Source organism: Bacillus sp. RB3 (genome assembly GCF_030164735.1).
Taxonomy (GTDB): Bacteria; Bacillota; Bacilli; order Bacillales; family Bacillaceae_G; genus Bacillus_A; species Bacillus_A cereus.
Genome location: NZ_JASNGE010000002.1, coordinates 206,447 through 223,665, shown reverse-complemented (window position 1 = coordinate 223,665; position 17,219 = coordinate 206,447). Strand labels below are relative to the sequence as shown.

Sequence of the window (17,219 nt, the reverse complement as noted above, 5' to 3'; positions counted from 1 at the left end):
TGAGATAATATTTTTATGAAGATTGATGAACGATTGTTCCGTTAAAAAAATAAGGTACTGTTTCTTTCTTTTGTAATAAATATAGTAAATGTTCTGGTATGCGTAAATATGGTGCTGCTATATGTAATTCCATCCAAGTAATCTCTTCGATTTCTTTTGGCCTTGATATATATGTCTCCCCGCCGATTATTTCGCCTAGAAAATTAAAGAAAATTGCATGATGATCTCTTTCCTCGAAAAAGGCTTCACTGATAGAACAAATCCCGTTTACGTTTATATGTAACCCTGTTTCTTCTTTTACTTCTCGAATTACTGCTTCTTCTAATGTTTCTCCTAGTTTAACTGCGCCACCTGGTAATGTATAATAAGAACCATTTTCCCCTTTGTTTTTTACCATTAAGATCTTTTCATTAGTTTTATCGTACAAAATCGCGTATGTAACATTAACTTTTTTCATATGTACCTCCTCTATTTTAAATAAAAGGAATTTTCTGTCTTCTATTCATTCTACCATTAACTCCTTTTAATATATATAAGTTAGTTAAGTCTTGCCTTTACCGCTATTGTTGGAGTTAATAAGAATAGGCTACTGATATAAAAAAAGAACGTACCTTAGGAAGATTATCCAAAGTACGTTCTTGCAGTTTTAGTATAAAAATTGATTCAATTAATACTGAAATTAATAATAACCTCGCCCTTATTGCATTTGTATTTCAAATACTAACGTTAACAAATTCTATATACTTTTTAACCGTTTTTCTAAATAATAATGATTATGTCCTTTCGGATGATCTTCACTTACTCCAATTACTTTATATCCATGTTTCTTATAAAAATCAGGTGCTTGGAAACTAAAAGTATCTAAATTAATTAACCTACACCCTTTTTCAATTGCAAATTCTTCAATAAGCTTTATTAACTTGCTTCCGTAACCTTCATGCCTATATTCTTCAGAAACCCATAGAAAGTCAACGTGTACATGGTGCCAAAAAGTTATTGCCGTTACCCCACCTACTATTTCTTCTTTTTCATTTCTTACTATGAAACTAACCTTTTCTGAAGGTGTTTTTTCTTCATCTGCAAGATATTTTTGATTGTATTCAATTACTTTCTCTCTTATGTAATCACTATCTTCTTGTACCCACTGCTGTACTATTTTCATTTTAAGTGTCACGCTCCTTTTTACTTATCTATTCAATTTTATAATGAAATTGTCCTGTCTTTAATAAGTTCGTAAAGAAGCAAAGTTAATGGAATAAAAAAGAGCCCTAACATGAGGACTCTTTTTAAAATTAAGCTACTTTCCGATGTAAATGTTTTAGTTCCTTTTTCTTTTCTACATTTGGTGGGCGGATTAATATTGAAATAATGAAGGAAATAACACTTAAAACACCGATTATAATGAAAGTTGGTTGAAATCCCCCGAGTATCGCTCCAATAAATGATCCTGCAAGCGCACCAAATCCGAAACCTTGGTAGACAATCCCGTAATTTGTACTATGGTTTTTTAATCCAAAGAAATCTCCGACAATAGCTGGGAATATAGTTATATTACCGCCGAAGCAAAAGGCGACACTTGCTACACAAGCAAAATAGATTCCGTAATTTAGCGGAATAAAACTTAAAGTAAAGACTGACAATCCTATAATAATAAACGTTGCAGAGACAATTTTCATTCGGCCGATTTTATCTGATAACGTCCCAAGAATAATTCTACCTACTGTATTAAAAATTGCAATCATAGCAACGGCGTTTGCAGCGGTTGCTGCGCTAAGTCCAACGAGTTGTACACCGATATCTTTTACCATACTGATTAAATACAAACCACCCATACACGAGGTGAATAACATAAAAAATAGCAGATATACTTGTTTCGTTCGCATCATTTCACGCGGAGTATAGTCATTGTGCAATGTTTCAGTTACAGCATTACTTACAATTGCCTCACGTAAGAAGAACGATCCGATTAACACTAAAAGTAACACGATAATACCCCAATATAAGAATGCTTGTGATACACCAAGGTTATCGATAAGATTTCCGTTTATATATCTAAAGATTAAGCTGCCCATTCCATACGCTGATACAGATATACCTGAAATAAGCCCTTTCCGATTTGGAAACCATTTAATTAAATTAGATAGTGATGTAATATAAGCTGTTCCATCCGCATAACCAACAACAACACCAGCTAATAAATATAATAGTGGTAAGGAAGAAACTTGTGAACTAAGTATTAAGCCGAGTCCTAAAACAATTCCTGCAGTAGCAATAAGTTTCCGAAGTCCTAATTTTTTCTGCAATTTTGCTGCAAATAAAGTTGAGAATGATAAAGAAAAACTTGTTATAGAGAAAGTTATCGCTACTGAATTAAGATTCCATCCAAACTTACTTACAAGGGGTTGATTAAATAAACTCCATGTATAAATTGTTCCAAGGCCAATTTGAACAATGATTGTACCTAGAACAATTAGTAACGGATTTATAGAAGTTTGTTTCATACTAACTGTCCCCTTCTTTTATCTTGACATGGATTTTCACAGTTAGTATATCCATCGTAATTTGCAAGATACTGTACGGAAAATGGTAATTAAGTTCATATACACAAAAAGACACTTCATAAAGAAGTGTCTTTTGCAGGTTATATCAGATGTTTCTAAAGAAAGCTTTGTTAAGATAAGCCATTTTCAAATGCTTATGTATATATGTTATCAAATAATTTCTTATATGTGATGAGACTTAAGACGTATTTTTCATTCATCATATAGTCGGATGAAAAATTAATATTCGATTTCATCAAAATCCTTCGGCTGCGGTACAGTTTGCATATTAGCTGCATCTTTAGGATCGCTATAAATTGCATTTTGCTCTGTATTTACATCTTTTATATTTTGTTTTTTATTTTTGTTCACTTTATCTTTCACTTACAATCACTCCTTTTTGTTATAGGAGTAATTATGCCCTATTACCGTTACTAAATGTATCAGCGACTAAATTACTAAATTCACGTAAATAATATAAGTAATTATCACCGCCGTAGTTATATCTTTTGTTATACATTTTTGCAACAACTACATTATATTCAGGTATTACTAAAATAGTCGGTCCAGTAATCCCTAATATTTGATATGACCCTTTTGGAACACGTTCACCAAGTTCGCTTAATTGTGCAGGTTCATTTTGAACGAACCAAAACAATCCATTTTGTGGTAGCTCTTTATTTACATATGTTGGACTCTGCAAACTCGTAGCGATTTTTATAACTTCTTTTGGAACAATTTGCTTACCGTTTATCACACCTTGATTTAAATGAAGATTGCCCCAATAAGCAAATTCTCTAGCTGAGACAAACAGATTTTTTTCAGTACCGTCATCTACCGTACCAATTTCACTAATTGCGTCTTCATTTGGATTATTAACAACGTCAACTAAATTTTCATCTCGCTGAACTCTCCAACCTGTTTCTTGAAAATTAGCAGGCTTAAAAACACGCTCCTTTAACAATTCAGGAAAACTTTTGTTATATAGCTGGTAAATAAGACGTGTCATCATTCTTACATTAATATCTCTATATGCCCATGCTTGTCCCGGTTCAAATTCACGAAAAATTGTCCCGTCATTCATTTCTTCTAATCCGTGTGAATGTGTTACTAAATGTCTTATCGTTGTTTTACCAAGCAATGCAGGATCAAAGTCTTTAAAATATTTTATCGCTTCATCATCAATAGAGTTTATTTTCCCCTCGTAAAGCGCATACGCTATCATTAATCCTAAATAACTTTTTCTAGCAGAAGCAACGTTGAATTGCGAAGATGCAGTTACTTTTTTATTAGTCGCTGTATTTGAGTGATAACCGCTATAATGCTCTAATACGACTTTATTATTTTTTATAATACAAAGTGCTGTAGCAGAACTATGATTTTTTTCTTTTATATTCTCTACCCAAGAAATCAACTTATCATATGTATACAAATAAATCCCCCTTAATACACATCAAAATTACAGCATGAAAGAAAAGTATAAACAGTATTTACACCTTTCTTTCATATAAAATATTAATGATGTACTATATTTAAATAATCCACCAGTTCCAGCAATTAAAGCAACCAAAACATCCGGCACAACCTACGCAACCACCACATCTGCCACCGCCGCAACCGCCACAGCGTCCACCACAACCTCCGCATCCGCCACAACGACGTGCATCGCCTTGGATGTAATAATATGGATATTGGCTTTGTTGTTGATCCCAATACACAACATTACCAGTTTGATAATCATTAAGGTTTAATGTTTGTAATTCATGTTGAAACTGATTCATTACGAACCCCTCCATTTATAAATATAAATTTCGCCCAAACGTTAAAGTTTATATATTTTTGTAAACAAAATAGAAACAAGACTATAGACTAAATGCGTACATCAACAAAATATGAACTTACACTAGGTGATGTACCTTGTTTTTCAGCCTATTTTCTTTATATTTATTCGATGGACGTATTTACTATAAATAAAGTGATTTAAAAATTACTAATCCAACAATTTAGTAGTTCATCACTTAACTTTCTTTCTAGTAATTCCTTCACTAAAGGCATTGGCATGATTTCATAATGATTTAAGGCTTCTTTATTATAATCTATCCAGTGAAATGCTAAATGAGACTCGCTCGATTTCGGTGTTAAGTCCGTATGTAAATCTTGTGACTCTACTTCAAAAATGTGATTAATTTCATGATGGAGCACTTCTTTATCTTGCCATTGATTTTCTATGACTCCTAAAAATTGTTGTATACTACAGTTTACTCCAAGTTCTTCTCTTAACTCTCTTATTAATGCATTCTCTACTGATTCTCCAATTTCAACATGGCCACCAGGTAAAAAATAATGATGGCCAATATATTCAGCAACTAATAATTTTTCATCTTTTATCATGACTGCTCGTACAATATGATGGAATTTACTTTTCAATTGATATTCCTCCTAGTTATTCAATGTATAGTTGCTCAAAATAGTCATTTAGTATTGGTATAATATAAATCATAGGTGTTTCATACGGATGCATATCATTAATAACTTCAAGAGCATCTTTTACAAGTTCTCGTTTACACTTTATTTCAACTTTACATTCTTGCCCTTCGCATATTCGACCAATTTCTCCATTAAAAGGAGATGCCTCGTCTAAAGGTCTCCAATATCCTTTCACTGAACTATAGGAAAGACTATGGTCATATTCGCCCGTTTTACATGCTCCAATTTTATTTAATTCATCCCTTAATGTTTCAATATATTCTTCAGGAATGAATACTTCAATTTTCAATTCAGTAAATTGCATATTTCATTTCACACCTTTACTTCATAATAGTTAAACAAATAAACGATATACTTGCTCACCATCATACTCCTGTCCTAATGATATGAAACCATATCGTTCATATAGTTTCTTTGCAGAGATATTATCTTTATGTACTGTTAATCTAATTTCTTTACACGATTTAAAAGTATTTTTTATTATATTAATACTTTCTTGTAATGCTGCTTTTCCATAACCATTACCTTGCTGCGATTGATCAATAATAAATCCGTTAATCCAATACATATCTGATGTCTCTCTTACAACAGCATGCATAACAAAACCAACCATAAGGTCACCATCGTATATAGCGAGTGGTATGTACTCTACATTGTCACCATCTGGTTTTATATATACTTTAGCAAGCGAAACTGCTACGGATGGAACAAATTTCAACTGATTTTCTTTAACTTGTAGTTTTAATGCTTCTTCCCAATTTTCTCTCGTAACAACCTTTAACTGGACATTCAATATTGTAAGCTCCCTTATATAGAGGATGTATGTTTATATTCAACGTAGCGAAATAATTCCCTTTTTCGACAACGACTTATAACATAATTTTTATAAAATCTTGAATGAATTTTTCTGCATCTATTTCTAAAGCTATACGGGCTCCTTCAGATTTAGAGTTAGGGCGAAAATCAGCAAATGTTTGTCCTTTCGTATCTCCGTATGTATCTACATTCACTGTACGATGCGCAAATTCAAAAAAACTTTGGTTAACTAATCCACTTATAGCAACCACATCATGAAGCAATGGCCCTTCGATAGATGGATTAAGTTTTTGGTATGCAGAAAAATAGTAATCATACATTGGTTTCATTATCGTATGGAATGGATTCTTTGAATTAGCTTGAATATAGTCAAACACATTTGGTGTTAACACAGCTTTGTTTGTTACATTTAAAGGGAATATTAATAAATTCTTTGCTTGATGGAAAACAATTTTACTTGCTATAGGATCTCCATACACATTTGCCTCTGCTAACGGCGTAACGTTTCCTACTTCTAAAAAAACACCACCCATGAAATAGATTCCTTTTACATTTAGCATTAAATCATTCCATAAATTAAAAGCAATTGCTAACGAGGTAGATCTTCCTACATCAACAATTGTCAAATCTTTTCCGTACTTTATAAGAATCGCAGCAATACTGCCGAAATTATATATTGGAATAGATAATACATTTTCTGGAACATGGATAGGCCCTAATCCTTCTGCTCCGTGAATTTCAGGATAGTACGTAGTAATTTCTTCTGTAAGTGGTTTTGTTGCACCACTAATGACAGGAATGTCTTGTCTATTTGCTAACTGCAAAATATACGCTGCATTATGTGCAGCATGTATATGCTCAACATTTCCGTATCCAGTTACAATACCGACAATTTCAATTTCGGGATGCAGTAAGCCATACATAATGGCAAATGAGTCATCAATACCTGGGTCTCCGAAAAATAATACTTTTTCCAAGAAATACGCTCCTCTCACGAAAAAATTGAGTCATTAGTAACTATGTATATGAAAAAAGCAAGTATATCTATGCAAATTTTAGAATGGATAATGTTTTACAAAATATTAAAAAGGAACTAGCGTATGCTAATTCCTTTCTTGAGTAACCATTCTCAAATTTAATTAATTATCGTATCCTTCATAAATTGCATCATTTATTTGATTTTGTATTTTTGTATCATCAGGTACAGGTTTCCACCAATTTCCTGTAATAAATAACATAGTTAATAAATTATAACTATCACTAAAATAACTTTCTCTCTTATTCTTCATCCAATCCCAACCGCTATTTACCCACTTTTGATTATTGCTACTTGTTATACTTGCAGCAATAAACGGTGAAACAAATACAGCAGTTGAATAACTACCAATATTAGATCCATTTAATTGATAACCATCCACAATTTTAGAAGGATTTCCATTCGTTTTATTTTGAATCCACGAAGAAACTTTATCAGAAATGACTTTACTTCTTTTCTCGCCGTACATCGCATAGTCCATTACAATTCTCAATGGTACCCGACTAGCATTGTAATAATATGCATTTGTATATTCTGACTCATCTAAGAAGTCTTTAGGTGCGGGTTGTGGTGGGTTTTTTACAACGAAATCTGAAATAAGTCCTGTATTTGGAGAGTATGTATTACTAAATTGCGTATAAACATCGTACAAATTATTAATAACAGTAAGCCAAGTTTTATCACCTGTAAATTCATAAAATGCTCTAAGGTGTGACATCATCCAATCAGATGGTCTCGTATCAAGTGAACTTTTAGAATCCCAATCTCCTAAATTTAGTCGGTTATTATTTGTAACATTACTAGCTTTAATACCTTTTGTAATCATGTCTTGTGCTTCTTTCAAATAATTAACTGTTCCATTAGATCCCCACTGCTTATGAGCAAGAAGAAGAGAATACGCAATATCTAAATCTCCATCAGTAGCAGAATCAAAATGACCTTGTGCTTTTTTACTATCTGCGACAACCCATCCCATTAAATTAGGATTTTGAGAACTTTTAAAAGTTCTTGCTGTTTTAAATAAACCGTCATAGATTTTTTGAGCATTCGAATCATAACCAGCCATTAATACTGTAATTATCATCCCATACCCTTGACCTTCTGAAGTTCCAAGTGGCTTAAACCCATCTGCATCACCTGTAATCTCTCCTTTTACGTAATAACCACCAGGTAAAGAAGATAAATCATTTTTCAAATATTTCTTTTTCCAATTATCGTAGTAACTTCTTACAGAAGCATTTAAACTTTCCTGTGTAACATGATTCGGTTTTATAACACCTGCATAATTAACTTGCTGCGGAAATGGTTTCATTTCCTTTGCAGCAGCTACTTGTTGATTAACTACGGGAATAGAATTTTGTACTGAATTGTCCGTTACACTTGCTGCGAAACTAGAATTAGAAAAACTAGCTAGTCCGATTCCTACAATAGAAATACATGTGAAAATTTTTCTTTTTCCATTCATTATGTTGTCAGCTCCTTTTAAAATGCTTACTACATAAAATGTAACATACAATATTTAACTGAAATACAAAATATTATATTTATCAACATAAGAAAGAAACTATATAAAAAAGTATCATAAAATCATTATTGAATTACATTATACGGATTGATTATTTACTAAATTCCTATGTTTTTCTTTTCTTAATACTGGTATATGAGCAATCACAATTCCAAGTATAGTAATTCCGCCGCCAATTATTGAAACTAAAGTTGGCACTTCTCCTAACCATATCCAAGCAATGAAACACGCAGTTATTGGCGTTAAATATAGAGAACTTGTTGCTTCAGAAGCACCAGCACGAGATATAATATAGGCCAATGCAATATACGGGAGTACTGTTGGAAAGACACCTAAATATATAACACTCAAGTTAACTTCAAGAGGAGCTGCTAATATTTCTTGATAAACTCCGGGTAAGAAAATAAGCATACATACAGTACTAGAAAAAATTGTATATATGGTAAATGGTAAGAAACCGTATTTTTTTAAGTAAGATGTTTGGAAAACGAAAAATAGACTTTCTGAAATCGCCGCTAATAATATAAATAATCCCCCGCTATTTAATTGAATAGCGTCGCCTTGGCTAAATGAAATTAAGGCAATTCCTGCAAAACTCATTACACCACCGATCCAGCCATTTAATTTCATTTTTTCATTCAAAAAAACAGAAGCAAAAATTGCCGTCACTATTGGAGTGACTGAAATTATTAAACTTGCAGATCCAGCATTGACTGTTTTTTCGCCGTAATTTAATGCAATGTGATAAATAGTAAACCCTAAAGCACCAAATATAAAAATTGCTGGGATATCCTTTAAATCCGGTAATCGTAGTTTGTATATAAATGAAAATAACAAAAGTATAAATGAGGCGATTGATAAGCGTAGTAAAGTAAGGTGTTCAGGCGTATAAGATTCAAGCCCCAGACGAATTGCTGGAAAAGCAGTTCCCCATATAAGAATTGTAAAAGCATGAGCACATATAATGCGTAAATCCCATTTTTTATTATGCATGTTTTCTCTCCCTCCTTAATAAACCAACCATTTTTAAATTACCAATTATTTCTTTTCATCATATTTAATAGTTGATACAATGTCTTCAACCAGTTATTTATGGGAAAAACCAACCACTTTGAATCTTTTAAATTAACGAAGGAGTTTTTTATATGACAACCGATAAAAAAGTGCCCAAATATCGGCAGATAATAGACTATATGAAAGAAAAAATTGAAAACGGAGAATGGCCAATTGGAAGTAAAATCCCTAGTCAGCGGCAGTTAGCAAAATTATTTCATGTAAATCGAAGTACTGTAATAACTGCGCTAGATGAACTTATGGCAGATGGTTTAATTCAAGGACAAATCGGAGCAGGAACAATTGTAACAAATAATACATGGTCATTATTAGCAACTAATCCCCCGCCCGATTGGAGTGAATATGTAAAGGCCGGTATTCATAAACCAAGTAAGTTAATGGTGCGAGAAATAAATGAAGCAGAAGCAAATAAAACGCTTATCCATCTTAGTAAAGGTGAACTTGCACCTCATCTTTTTCCGCTCGAAACTATGCAATCTATAATAAAAAACGTCAGTGAGGAATTAGATTATTTCGGATACGAAGAACAAAAAGGTTTTTATCCGTTACGTGAAGCAATAAGCAAATACGTAAAATCATTTGGAATACATGCATCACCGGGTTCTATATTAATAGTCTCGGGTGCACTCCAAGCATTACAATTAATATCAATTGGTCTTTTACATAGAAAATCAACTGTTTTACTTGAACAACCTTCTTACTTATATTCACTTCATGTTTTTCAATCAGCAAATATAAACTTATCCGGTATATCAATGGATCATCACGGTATTTTACCTAACGACTTGTTAAAACGAATTAAATATAGTCAAAAGAATAATATTTTATATTCAATCCCTTGTTTTCAAAATCCAACGGGGATATTGATGTCCAAAGAGCGAAGAAAAGAAATATTAAAAATATGTAAAAAAGAGCAGTTGCCTATCATCGAGGATGATATTTACCGAGAGTTATGGATTGATGAATCACCTCCAGCTCCTTTAAAGTCAATAGATAAACATGGACATGTATTATATATTGGTAGTCTCTCTAAAACACTTAGCCCTGGACTTAGAATTGGATGGATAATTGGACCAGAACCTGTTATTGATAGATTGTCAGATATAAAAATGCAAACAGACTATGGATCAAGCTCTTTATCTCAAAGAGTAGCTGCTGAATGGATAAATGAAGGTTTTTATGAAGAACATGTAGCAAACGTAAGAATGCACCTGAAAAAACGAAGACAAATAATGATACGAGCTTTAAATAAATATTGTGCAGATATTGCATCGTGGGATATTCCTAGTGGTGGATTTTTTATATGGCTAAAGGTTGTACATAACATTCCGATGAAAAAACTATTTTCAGAGGCACTATCAAAAGGAATTCTTTTAAACCCGGGACGTATTTATGAAGAAGAATCAGATCAGTACATTCGTTTATCATATGGATATGCTTCTCCAGAACAAATGACTAACGGAATTAAATTGCTCAGTGAATTAATTCGGAAGTTAACGGCATAAAAAAATCCTCTTTTGTTTTTGGAGGATTTTTTTACGTATTTTATTTACCACAATTTCATTTCCTGCCCTAATAAAATAAGTTCTTCATAAGGATCTCCGTCAATATTTAATACTTGAGCAAAAGCAGGTTCTGTTTTTAAACCTTGTTCCTTTAAGTGAATAACTTCTTCCCTTATATGAGGATGCTGCATTAATAACATGTGCTCCACTATCATATGTCTATATGCATTTTGATTACGCACTGGCTTAGGTTGAGCAAATAATTCAAATTCAAAACCTTCGAATTCAAAATTCACCTTTATCGATTCAGTACCTTTCATTTTTTTCTTTTTTATATTGAACCCTCTATAAGAACCATATAAAGATCTCATTTCCTGCTCAAAAACATCAAAGTTATATACTTCCATTACAATATCTAAGTCAGATTGAGGAGTATCAATTCTTATCGGGATTGTCCCGCAAAGAACGGGATTATATAAAGCTAAATCCTCCATTATGTTTAGGCTATTCAAAACATCATATATTTTTTGTTGCTTGTCATTGCCCGATTGTAAATATGTAATAGATGTAAACATGGAAGTCTCTCCTTCATTTCACGTAATACGTGTCTCACTAAACTCAAGAAAAATTTGTCCGTTTAAACTTGTTCTTGAAGTACCTTTACTTCAATATATTAAAGTGAATAAACAATATGTTTCAACTTTTCTCCTATGCTGCAATACTATAAAAATAAAAAGGGAGGAATTATGATGAGCATTTTCAACATTCTTTTAACCATCCACATATTATTTGGAACGATATGTTTAATAACTGGGATAATAGCGATGGTTGCTCAAAAGAAGAAAGGTAAACATACGGAATGGGGTGAAATATATCACGCATCCTATGTCGTTATCACCGTTACTGCCATTATATTATCCATTATAAACTGGGATAAAATCGCATATTTATTTTATGTAGCAATCTTCTCTTATTCATTTGCGATTTATGGATACCTTGCACGAAAAAAACGTTGGAAAAATTGGCTCCATCACCACATTAGAGGTATGTTAGGTTCTTATATAGGTGCAGTCACCGCACTTTTAGTAAATGTCGGCATCCATATTCCCATTATAAATTTACTTCCGCCAATATGGTTTTGGTTTTTACCCACCTTAATTGGTATCCCCCTCGTAGCCAGTGTATCAAAAAAATATAAAAAGCGTAGTTGAAATTAATTACATTTTGATTACTTTCTGATGATTATTATGAAAAATCATACTCAATGTAATATTTTATTTATAAATTCAAGATCGTATTGCTTTAAGTTAGTCACTTAGCGCTAAATAAGAAGAATCCAATAACAGTATTGGATTCTTTTTCAAATTTCATTTCAATATCGGCTTTATGCATTCAATGATGTTACCATTTGGACCAAAAACCATCTTTGTATACTTGTGGGTACTTGTTTTATTGGTTCAGTGATAATTACACCATTATAGTTTAAGATTGTAATAACGAATGTAAACGATCCGGGTGATTCGTAAACATCCCATCAACGCCCCATAAAAGTAACTTTTTCATATCTTTTTCATTATCTACAGTAAATGGATGAACTTCTAATCCGTGTTTCTTTATTCTCTTTACATAAGCGGAATCAATATATTTATAGTTCATCCCAAGACCGATGCAGTATGTTTTATACTTTTTTATCTCTAATTCAGTTAATTGAACTGACTTTTTGTAAGGTAGTAATTGTACTAGCGGTAAAGTAACATCTAAACTATGAATTTTTTGCAGACTTTCTTCACTAAATGATTGAATAATAACGTTATCACTTATTTCGTAGTGCTTTATAATTTCTAATAGCTTCTCTTCCATACCAGCGTATTCATCTGGTGATTTTGTTTCAATATAATAGTTTGCACCATTCCCGAACGTTTCAATAATTTCTTCTAGTGTTGGGACTTTAGCATCTTCAAAGTCTTTCTTTGCTAAACTTGGATGCTTTTCATTGAAAAAAGAACCTGCATTAAGTTTCTTTATTTCTTCTAATGTATGTTCCTTAACTAGACCCGTACCATTTGTAGTGCGGTTTACTGTTTCATCATGCATAGCTACTAAATGTCCGTCTTTTGTCATTTGAAGATCAATTTCTATATAATCTCCTTTTAATTGTTGTCCTAATTTATACGCTGCTATTGTATGTTCCGGCGCATACGCAGAAGCGCCTCTATGTGCAATGTTTTTTATATGATTTGCTTGATTAATAGCTTTCGTGTACTTACGTTCATCTACTTTATGTAAAACGAAAGTACCTAGTAATATAATGGTGCAAATGATTGTAATGATATATATCTTTTTCATAATGATGTATTAACTCCTACATGAAAGCAATTTGGATCGAATAATTTATTCAATTAAATGTCGATTTTCAAATACAGTCATTTGTCCAACAGATTGAAAACCAGCCTTTTTATAAATATTAATCCCATCAGGTGAAGCTTGTAATACGCATTGAGAAACTTTCAATTGTTTTGCTTCTTGCAGCAAGTAATTAAACATAGTGGAGCCAAATCCTTGCCCTCGCATTTCTTCTTTAGTTGCTATATCATAAATACCAATACTATCTTTTGTACATACTAATGAACCAACAGATACGACTTCATCTTTAAAAATCCCTAAATATAGTTTCATATTTTCACTATTCCATAAATCGAAAGAAGCAGTTTCATTATAAAATGTTTGCACATGTATACCTTCCTCTGATGTACCAAATAGATTAGCTAACGTTTCCCCAAACTTTTTAATTTGTCCTAACGAAGATGCTCTTTGTATTGTAAAACCTTCTGGTATTTTTATTGTTGGTTGAATTGTCTTTAAGTCTGCTACCATCGCAATATTTTGTTCTGCTTCTTTTAAGCCAAGTTTTATTAATTCGTTTTTTATAGCCTGTTCATAGCTATTATCCCAAAACCAAACACACATTGGAAACTTCTTTTTATTATAGTTGTTTATCACTTTATATAATTTCTCAATGTCTTCCGTTACATCATTGTTTAGTAAAGTAATGATATTAAATGTATCTGCAGGTAAACCACAATCTACAGCAATGTAGTCCTTCGTTTCTTTTACATTCATTCCATGTACATGACGCGCAATATATGACATTTTATATGTGAAGTTATCTATTAATAACTGTTTATAATTCATTCTTTTTTCTCCTTTCATAAAAATTCGTATTCAAATCGTTCAGTATTAAATATAACATATACGAAATGTAACTATTTCTATAAAAATATCTCTATAAATCACTCTATACGCTCTGAAAGAATTAAAAATGATATAACGTTGTCGGAATGAAAAAAGTGGTATATAATAAATATTAACATTACTAGTAATTATTTTAGGTATTCCTAGAATAAAGGAGTGATACATATGAAAATTACTATTTATTTCGGAAGTCATGAAGATCAAGATGTTCGTACTATGGACTGTCATTTAGATGTAGAAGATACAGAAGAGATTGTTTCTGTATCATAATATAAATTGTAGGGATGAACCCTCTTCCCTACAGCGTTTAAGGCACCCTTTACAGGTGTCTTTTTTGTTGTTTTTTTCGTCAAAAACCCTTTACTTTATAGCGTTTTAATAGTAAAATATAAATATACGAACAAACGTTCTTTTTATTTTAATTGTACATGAAGGGATGATTTTAATAATGGCTCCATTAAAGCGCAGAGGAAGAAAAAAGCAAGCACCTATTATTTCAAATACAGGCTTTATCGGCTCTGTCTTTATTGATACATTGGAGTTACAAAAGAAATCCTATTATTTTGCTCGTAAAAAACTTCAAATTGTTCATCACGTACTTGATGGCCTCTCTGGGGCAACAAGTTCTCTATTTAAAGAACATAACATTTCAGCATACATGTCATGTGTGTATTTACATAAACAAAAGAAAATCGGCTTTGTTCTTTCAACGAAACCATTTGAACAAAGTGATGGTATTGCTTATTTTGTAAATTATTTAATCGAAAAGAATTTTTACGGTAATGATGAAGAAGTAGAATATCAAGAAGTATTTAATACAGGTTTTATTGGTGTAGTATTCGCTGATTTATGTAGTATAGATCGCTTTAATTTCGAGTTTGAAATGGGTATGTTAACGAAATTAATGAAAGATATGATTATTCCGGTTAAAGAACTCTTTTTACGCCACAATGTACCGGCTTACATCTCCACTTCTCATTTAGAAGAACAAAACAAATTAGGTTTCGTTTTATCTGTAAAACCGTATGATGAACGTGCAGAAGCAGATTTATATTTTGAAGCGTATTTAAAAGAGCGCGGGTTATTTATTGGTGATGAAGAAGATGATATTGATAAGATTGTTATTAGAAAAACAGCTGAATTACGATAGAAAAGCGCAGGATGCTGATCCTGCGCTTTTTAAGTTACGTTAAACACTATAATCTTTTGAATGAATTTCTAAATTTAACTTATTTGCTAAAATTTTATTCAAAGTAAAAAATACAATCTGTTTTATGGGAAGTATTCTTGCTGTGGAATCGGGATTGTAAATATAGGTGAACGTGATTCAAATCAAAAAAGGTACTCCTAGAAGTACCTTTTTTACTATTTTATATGTGCGAACGCTTTCAAAATTATTGGATATAAATTGATGTACGCATTGTATTAAATGGTGCATTTATAGATGTCTTTTGGTACTCAAAGGTTCCTTGTTGGTGTCCAGAAGCATCTCATTTATAATACCAGCCAACGATTGGTCTTCCCCCAATTATAGTGGAATCAATGCTTTTTACATTAGAACCATTCATTTTAGCAAATGGGTTTTGGCCATAGCCCATTTCTTTCGTTGTAATATATAAATATTTTCCCCCGTGGTTACGCGATGTGCTGAAGCTGTTCTGATTAATTGTTTCTACCCCGCCTAGCTCAGACTCTACTTGTACGACGTTTAGTGAAGTAAGTGGTGCTGCTGGTCCAGCTGAAGCTTCTGTTGCCATCCCTAATCCGACGAACGCTGTGATTGCTAACGATGAAATCCCTAATGCTGCTTTTTTAAACATAAAAACATCCCCTTCCATCTATTGTTTTCTCTTTCATTGTCAATATAATCCTAATAATCTTATATATAAATAGATTGTAACTGTAGAAATAAAGGAAAAAATATTCTGATTTATTGGCATTAAAAAATATGACTTCAACTTTTTTCGTTAAAGATAGTCATCAATCTCTAGCTACCTAATGACCTCAAATAAACGCTATTCAAGCCATTTTAAGAGGTACAAAAGACCTTATAGTATATAAGGTCTTTCCCGACACTCTGAAAAAACCCGTGAATGATTCACGGGTTTTACTTTAATAACTGATTGCTATTGTACCTTCACCTGCATGAACCGCAAATGAAATTGGTAATGGATATAATTTGAAATCCATTTCAGGGAATGCTTGTCTAATATCTGCAATCCATTCTTCAGCTCCAGCTTTATCGTTAGCATGGAACATGTGAAGTACTTTTGGTAATTCTTTTTCAAGTTCATTTTTAATATATTCTCGACATTTTTGGATTTTACGAACTTTCTTTTCAAGTAAAAGCTCTCCACCTTTTACTTCTAATATTAAGTTAACACTTAATAAACTTCCAAGTAAAAATTGCATGCCCTTTACACGGCCACTTGCATATAGACCTTTTAAACTCTTTGGGAATACATGAAAAGGTCTTCTTTTTTCATCTACTAATGTTTTGTGTATATCTTGTAAAGTCATACCATCATTGTATAACGATTTTGCTTTTCTAATTAGTTCATCCATTGGATAACTTGTTGTTTCACTATCTAATACCGTTAATGGAAAACCTGCCATTTCTGCAGCTAACTTCATATTTTGATAGGTTCCACTTACTTTTCCGCTAATAGCAACTGCAAATCCTTCTTCATATTCTTCTTTGCATTTCGTAAATAACTCTACCATTTCTCCAATATTAGGTTGTGAAGTAGTGACTGTTTTACCTTCGTTTAACGCATTATAAACACGTTCACGTACACCTTCTTCACAATCTTTGTACGAAATTCCATCAATAATAACTTCGATTGGGATAACAAAGTTATCTCCTTCTGTTTTAAAATTCGCAGTTGTACTATCAGTAATCCAAGCAACACGCTTCATGTTGTTCCTCCCTTAATTCAATTCCTCTTTTCTAATTTTTCTATATATTTATGTTATGAAAAGAG

The 17,219-nt window shown here is 32.2% G+C and carries 19 protein-coding genes and 2 pseudogenes; 3 read left to right on the top strand and 18 right to left on the bottom strand.

All coding sequences use genetic code 11. The features are described 5' to 3' along the window. Positions 1-13: 13 nt before the first annotated feature. The 12 genes from QO049_RS04010 to QO049_RS03955 all read right to left on the bottom strand — a co-directional run bounded on the left by QO049_RS04010 (position 14) and on the right by QO049_RS03955 (position 9,397). On the bottom strand, positions 14-457 hold the full coding sequence (locus tag QO049_RS04010; protein WP_000757608.1) for an NUDIX hydrolase: 444 nt from the start codon (positions 455-457) through the stop codon (positions 14-16). A 279-nt stretch (positions 458-736) separates the two neighbouring features. Beyond that, a complete protein-coding gene (locus tag QO049_RS04005) occupies positions 737-1,162 on the bottom strand; it encodes a GNAT family N-acetyltransferase (protein ID WP_000706906.1) in 426 nt (141 codons plus the stop codon). 130 nt (positions 1,163-1,292) lie between these two features. After that, positions 1,293-2,501, bottom strand: coding sequence for an L-lactate MFS transporter (locus QO049_RS04000; protein WP_000815136.1), 1,209 nt, complete (start codon positions 2,499-2,501; stop codon positions 1,293-1,295). 279 nt (positions 2,502-2,780) lie between these two features. Next, positions 2,781-2,924 (bottom strand): hypothetical protein, encoded by a 144-nt coding sequence (locus tag QO049_RS03995; RefSeq protein ID WP_000653680.1) that lies wholly within the window; start codon positions 2,922-2,924, stop codon positions 2,781-2,783. A 31-nt stretch (positions 2,925-2,955) separates the two neighbouring features. Continuing rightward, complete coding sequence (locus QO049_RS03990; protein ID WP_246963017.1) at positions 2,956-3,972, bottom strand: serine hydrolase domain-containing protein; 1,017 nt, start codon at positions 3,970-3,972, stop codon at positions 2,956-2,958. 100 nt (positions 3,973-4,072) lie between these two features. Next, positions 4,073-4,321: a heterocycloanthracin/sonorensin family bacteriocin gene (locus QO049_RS03985; RefSeq protein ID WP_001071345.1), complete on the bottom strand. Its 249-nt coding sequence runs from the start codon at positions 4,319-4,321 to the stop codon at positions 4,073-4,075. 199 nt (positions 4,322-4,520) lie between these two features. After that, the gene (locus QO049_RS03980) at positions 4,521-4,967 is read right to left on the bottom strand and encodes an NUDIX domain-containing protein (RefSeq protein ID WP_000836836.1); all 447 of its coding nucleotides are present in this window, start codon (positions 4,965-4,967) and stop codon (positions 4,521-4,523) included. Positions 4,968-4,983: 16 nt separating this feature from the next. Beyond that, a complete protein-coding gene (gene cutA / locus QO049_RS03975; protein WP_284489173.1) occupies positions 4,984-5,331 on the bottom strand; it encodes a divalent cation tolerance protein CutA in 348 nt (115 codons plus the stop codon). A 30-nt stretch (positions 5,332-5,361) separates the two neighbouring features. Further along, positions 5,362-5,820, bottom strand: a complete 459-nt coding sequence (locus tag QO049_RS03970) for a GNAT family N-acetyltransferase (protein WP_001102682.1) — start codon at positions 5,818-5,820, stop codon at positions 5,362-5,364. A 76-nt stretch (positions 5,821-5,896) separates the two neighbouring features. Next, positions 5,897-6,820 carry a nucleoside hydrolase gene (locus tag QO049_RS03965; RefSeq protein ID WP_000416779.1) on the bottom strand — a complete coding sequence of 308 codons (924 nt, stop codon included), beginning with the start codon at positions 6,818-6,820 and terminating at the stop codon, positions 5,897-5,899. A gap of 162 nt (positions 6,821-6,982) precedes the next feature. Beyond that, the gene (locus QO049_RS03960) at positions 6,983-8,344 is read right to left on the bottom strand and encodes a family 8 glycosyl hydrolase (protein WP_053513066.1); all 1,362 of its coding nucleotides are present in this window, start codon (positions 8,342-8,344) and stop codon (positions 6,983-6,985) included. Between the two features lie 138 nt (positions 8,345-8,482). Next, on the bottom strand, positions 8,483-9,397 hold the full coding sequence (locus tag QO049_RS03955) for a DMT family transporter (protein WP_246963015.1): 915 nt from the start codon (positions 9,395-9,397) through the stop codon (positions 8,483-8,485). A 152-nt stretch (positions 9,398-9,549) separates the two neighbouring features. Between QO049_RS03955 and norG the strand changes: the two genes are divergently transcribed. Continuing rightward, positions 9,550-10,983, top strand: a complete 1,434-nt coding sequence (gene norG, locus QO049_RS03950) for an efflux pump transcription regulator NorG (protein WP_088065380.1) — start codon at positions 9,550-9,552, stop codon at positions 10,981-10,983. A 44-nt stretch (positions 10,984-11,027) separates the two neighbouring features. Here norG and QO049_RS03945 read toward each other — a convergent pair whose 3' ends face one another. Then, on the bottom strand, positions 11,028-11,558 hold the full coding sequence (locus QO049_RS03945) for a DUF4269 domain-containing protein (RefSeq protein ID WP_000495169.1): 531 nt from the start codon (positions 11,556-11,558) through the stop codon (positions 11,028-11,030). 174 nt (positions 11,559-11,732) lie between these two features. On the opposite strand from QO049_RS03945, the gene QO049_RS03940 reads away from it, so the two are divergent. After that, positions 11,733-12,194 carry a DUF2306 domain-containing protein gene (locus tag QO049_RS03940; protein WP_000021727.1) on the top strand — a complete coding sequence of 154 codons (462 nt, stop codon included), beginning with the start codon at positions 11,733-11,735 and terminating at the stop codon, positions 12,192-12,194. A 271-nt stretch (positions 12,195-12,465) separates the two neighbouring features. Here QO049_RS03940 and QO049_RS03935 read toward each other — a convergent pair whose 3' ends face one another. Next, positions 12,466-13,329, bottom strand: a complete 864-nt coding sequence (locus tag QO049_RS03935; RefSeq protein ID WP_246963013.1) for a glycerophosphodiester phosphodiesterase — start codon at positions 13,327-13,329, stop codon at positions 12,466-12,468. 45 nt (positions 13,330-13,374) lie between these two features. Further along, positions 13,375-14,175 (bottom strand): GNAT family N-acetyltransferase, encoded by an 801-nt coding sequence (locus tag QO049_RS03930; protein ID WP_016110086.1) that lies wholly within the window; start codon positions 14,173-14,175, stop codon positions 13,375-13,377. Between the two features lie 496 nt (positions 14,176-14,671). Between QO049_RS03930 and QO049_RS03925 the strand changes: the two genes are divergently transcribed. Beyond that, entirely contained in the window at positions 14,672-15,385 is a 714-nt protein-coding gene (locus tag QO049_RS03925; RefSeq protein ID WP_246963011.1) for a hypothetical protein, read from the top strand. Positions 15,386-15,424: 39 nt separating this feature from the next. Here QO049_RS03925 and QO049_RS30905 read toward each other — a convergent pair. The 3 genes and pseudogenes from QO049_RS30905 to QO049_RS03915 form a co-directional block, all read right to left on the bottom strand. Beyond that, positions 15,425-15,526: pseudogene (locus tag QO049_RS30905) on the bottom strand (MFS transporter); the annotation flags it as partial. A 103-nt stretch (positions 15,527-15,629) separates the two neighbouring features. Then, positions 15,630-16,055 (bottom strand): annotated as a pseudogene (locus QO049_RS03920) (DUF4879 domain-containing protein). 292 nt (positions 16,056-16,347) lie between these two features. Then, complete coding sequence (locus QO049_RS03915) at positions 16,348-17,154, bottom strand: DegV family protein (protein WP_000831921.1); 807 nt, start codon at positions 17,152-17,154, stop codon at positions 16,348-16,350. Positions 17,155-17,219: the final 65 nt, after the last annotated feature.

What these genes read in the sequence shown, in the direction of transcription:
- QO049_RS03940 (WP_000021727.1), top strand. Translation starts at nt 11,733, where the DNA reads ATGAGCATTTTCAACATTCTTTTAACCATCCACATATTATTTGGAACG.
- QO049_RS03945 (WP_000495169.1), bottom strand. Translation starts at nt 11,558, where the DNA reads ATGTTTACATCTATTACATATTTACAATCGGGCAATGACAAGCAACAA.
- QO049_RS03985 (WP_001071345.1), bottom strand. Translation starts at nt 4,321, where the DNA reads ATGAATCAGTTTCAACATGAATTACAAACATTAAACCTTAATGATTAT.
- QO049_RS03930 (WP_016110086.1), bottom strand. Translation starts at nt 14,175, where the DNA reads ATGAATTATAAACAGTTATTAATAGATAACTTCACATATAAAATGTCA.
- QO049_RS04000 (WP_000815136.1), bottom strand. Translation starts at nt 2,501, where the DNA reads ATGAAACAAACTTCTATAAATCCGTTACTAATTGTTCTAGGTACAATC.
- QO049_RS03925 (WP_246963011.1), top strand. Translation starts at nt 14,672, where the DNA reads ATGATTTTAATAATGGCTCCATTAAAGCGCAGAGGAAGAAAAAAGCAA.
- QO049_RS03955 (WP_246963015.1), bottom strand. Translation starts at nt 9,397, where the DNA reads ATGCATAATAAAAAATGGGATTTACGCATTATATGTGCTCATGCTTTT.
- norG (WP_088065380.1), top strand. Translation starts at nt 9,550, where the DNA reads ATGACAACCGATAAAAAAGTGCCCAAATATCGGCAGATAATAGACTAT.
- cutA (WP_284489173.1), bottom strand. Translation starts at nt 5,331, where the DNA reads ATGCAATTTACTGAATTGAAAATTGAAGTATTCATTCCTGAAGAATAT.
- QO049_RS03935 (WP_246963013.1), bottom strand. Translation starts at nt 13,329, where the DNA reads ATGAAAAAGATATATATCATTACAATCATTTGCACCATTATATTACTA.
- QO049_RS03960 (WP_053513066.1), bottom strand. Translation starts at nt 8,344, where the DNA reads ATGAATGGAAAAAGAAAAATTTTCACATGTATTTCTATTGTAGGAATC.
- QO049_RS03915 (WP_000831921.1), bottom strand. Translation starts at nt 17,154, where the DNA reads ATGAAGCGTGTTGCTTGGATTACTGATAGTACAACTGCGAATTTTAAA.
- QO049_RS04010 (WP_000757608.1), bottom strand. Translation starts at nt 457, where the DNA reads ATGAAAAAAGTTAATGTTACATACGCGATTTTGTACGATAAAACTAAT.
- QO049_RS04005 (WP_000706906.1), bottom strand. Translation starts at nt 1,162, where the DNA reads ATGAAAATAGTACAGCAGTGGGTACAAGAAGATAGTGATTACATAAGA.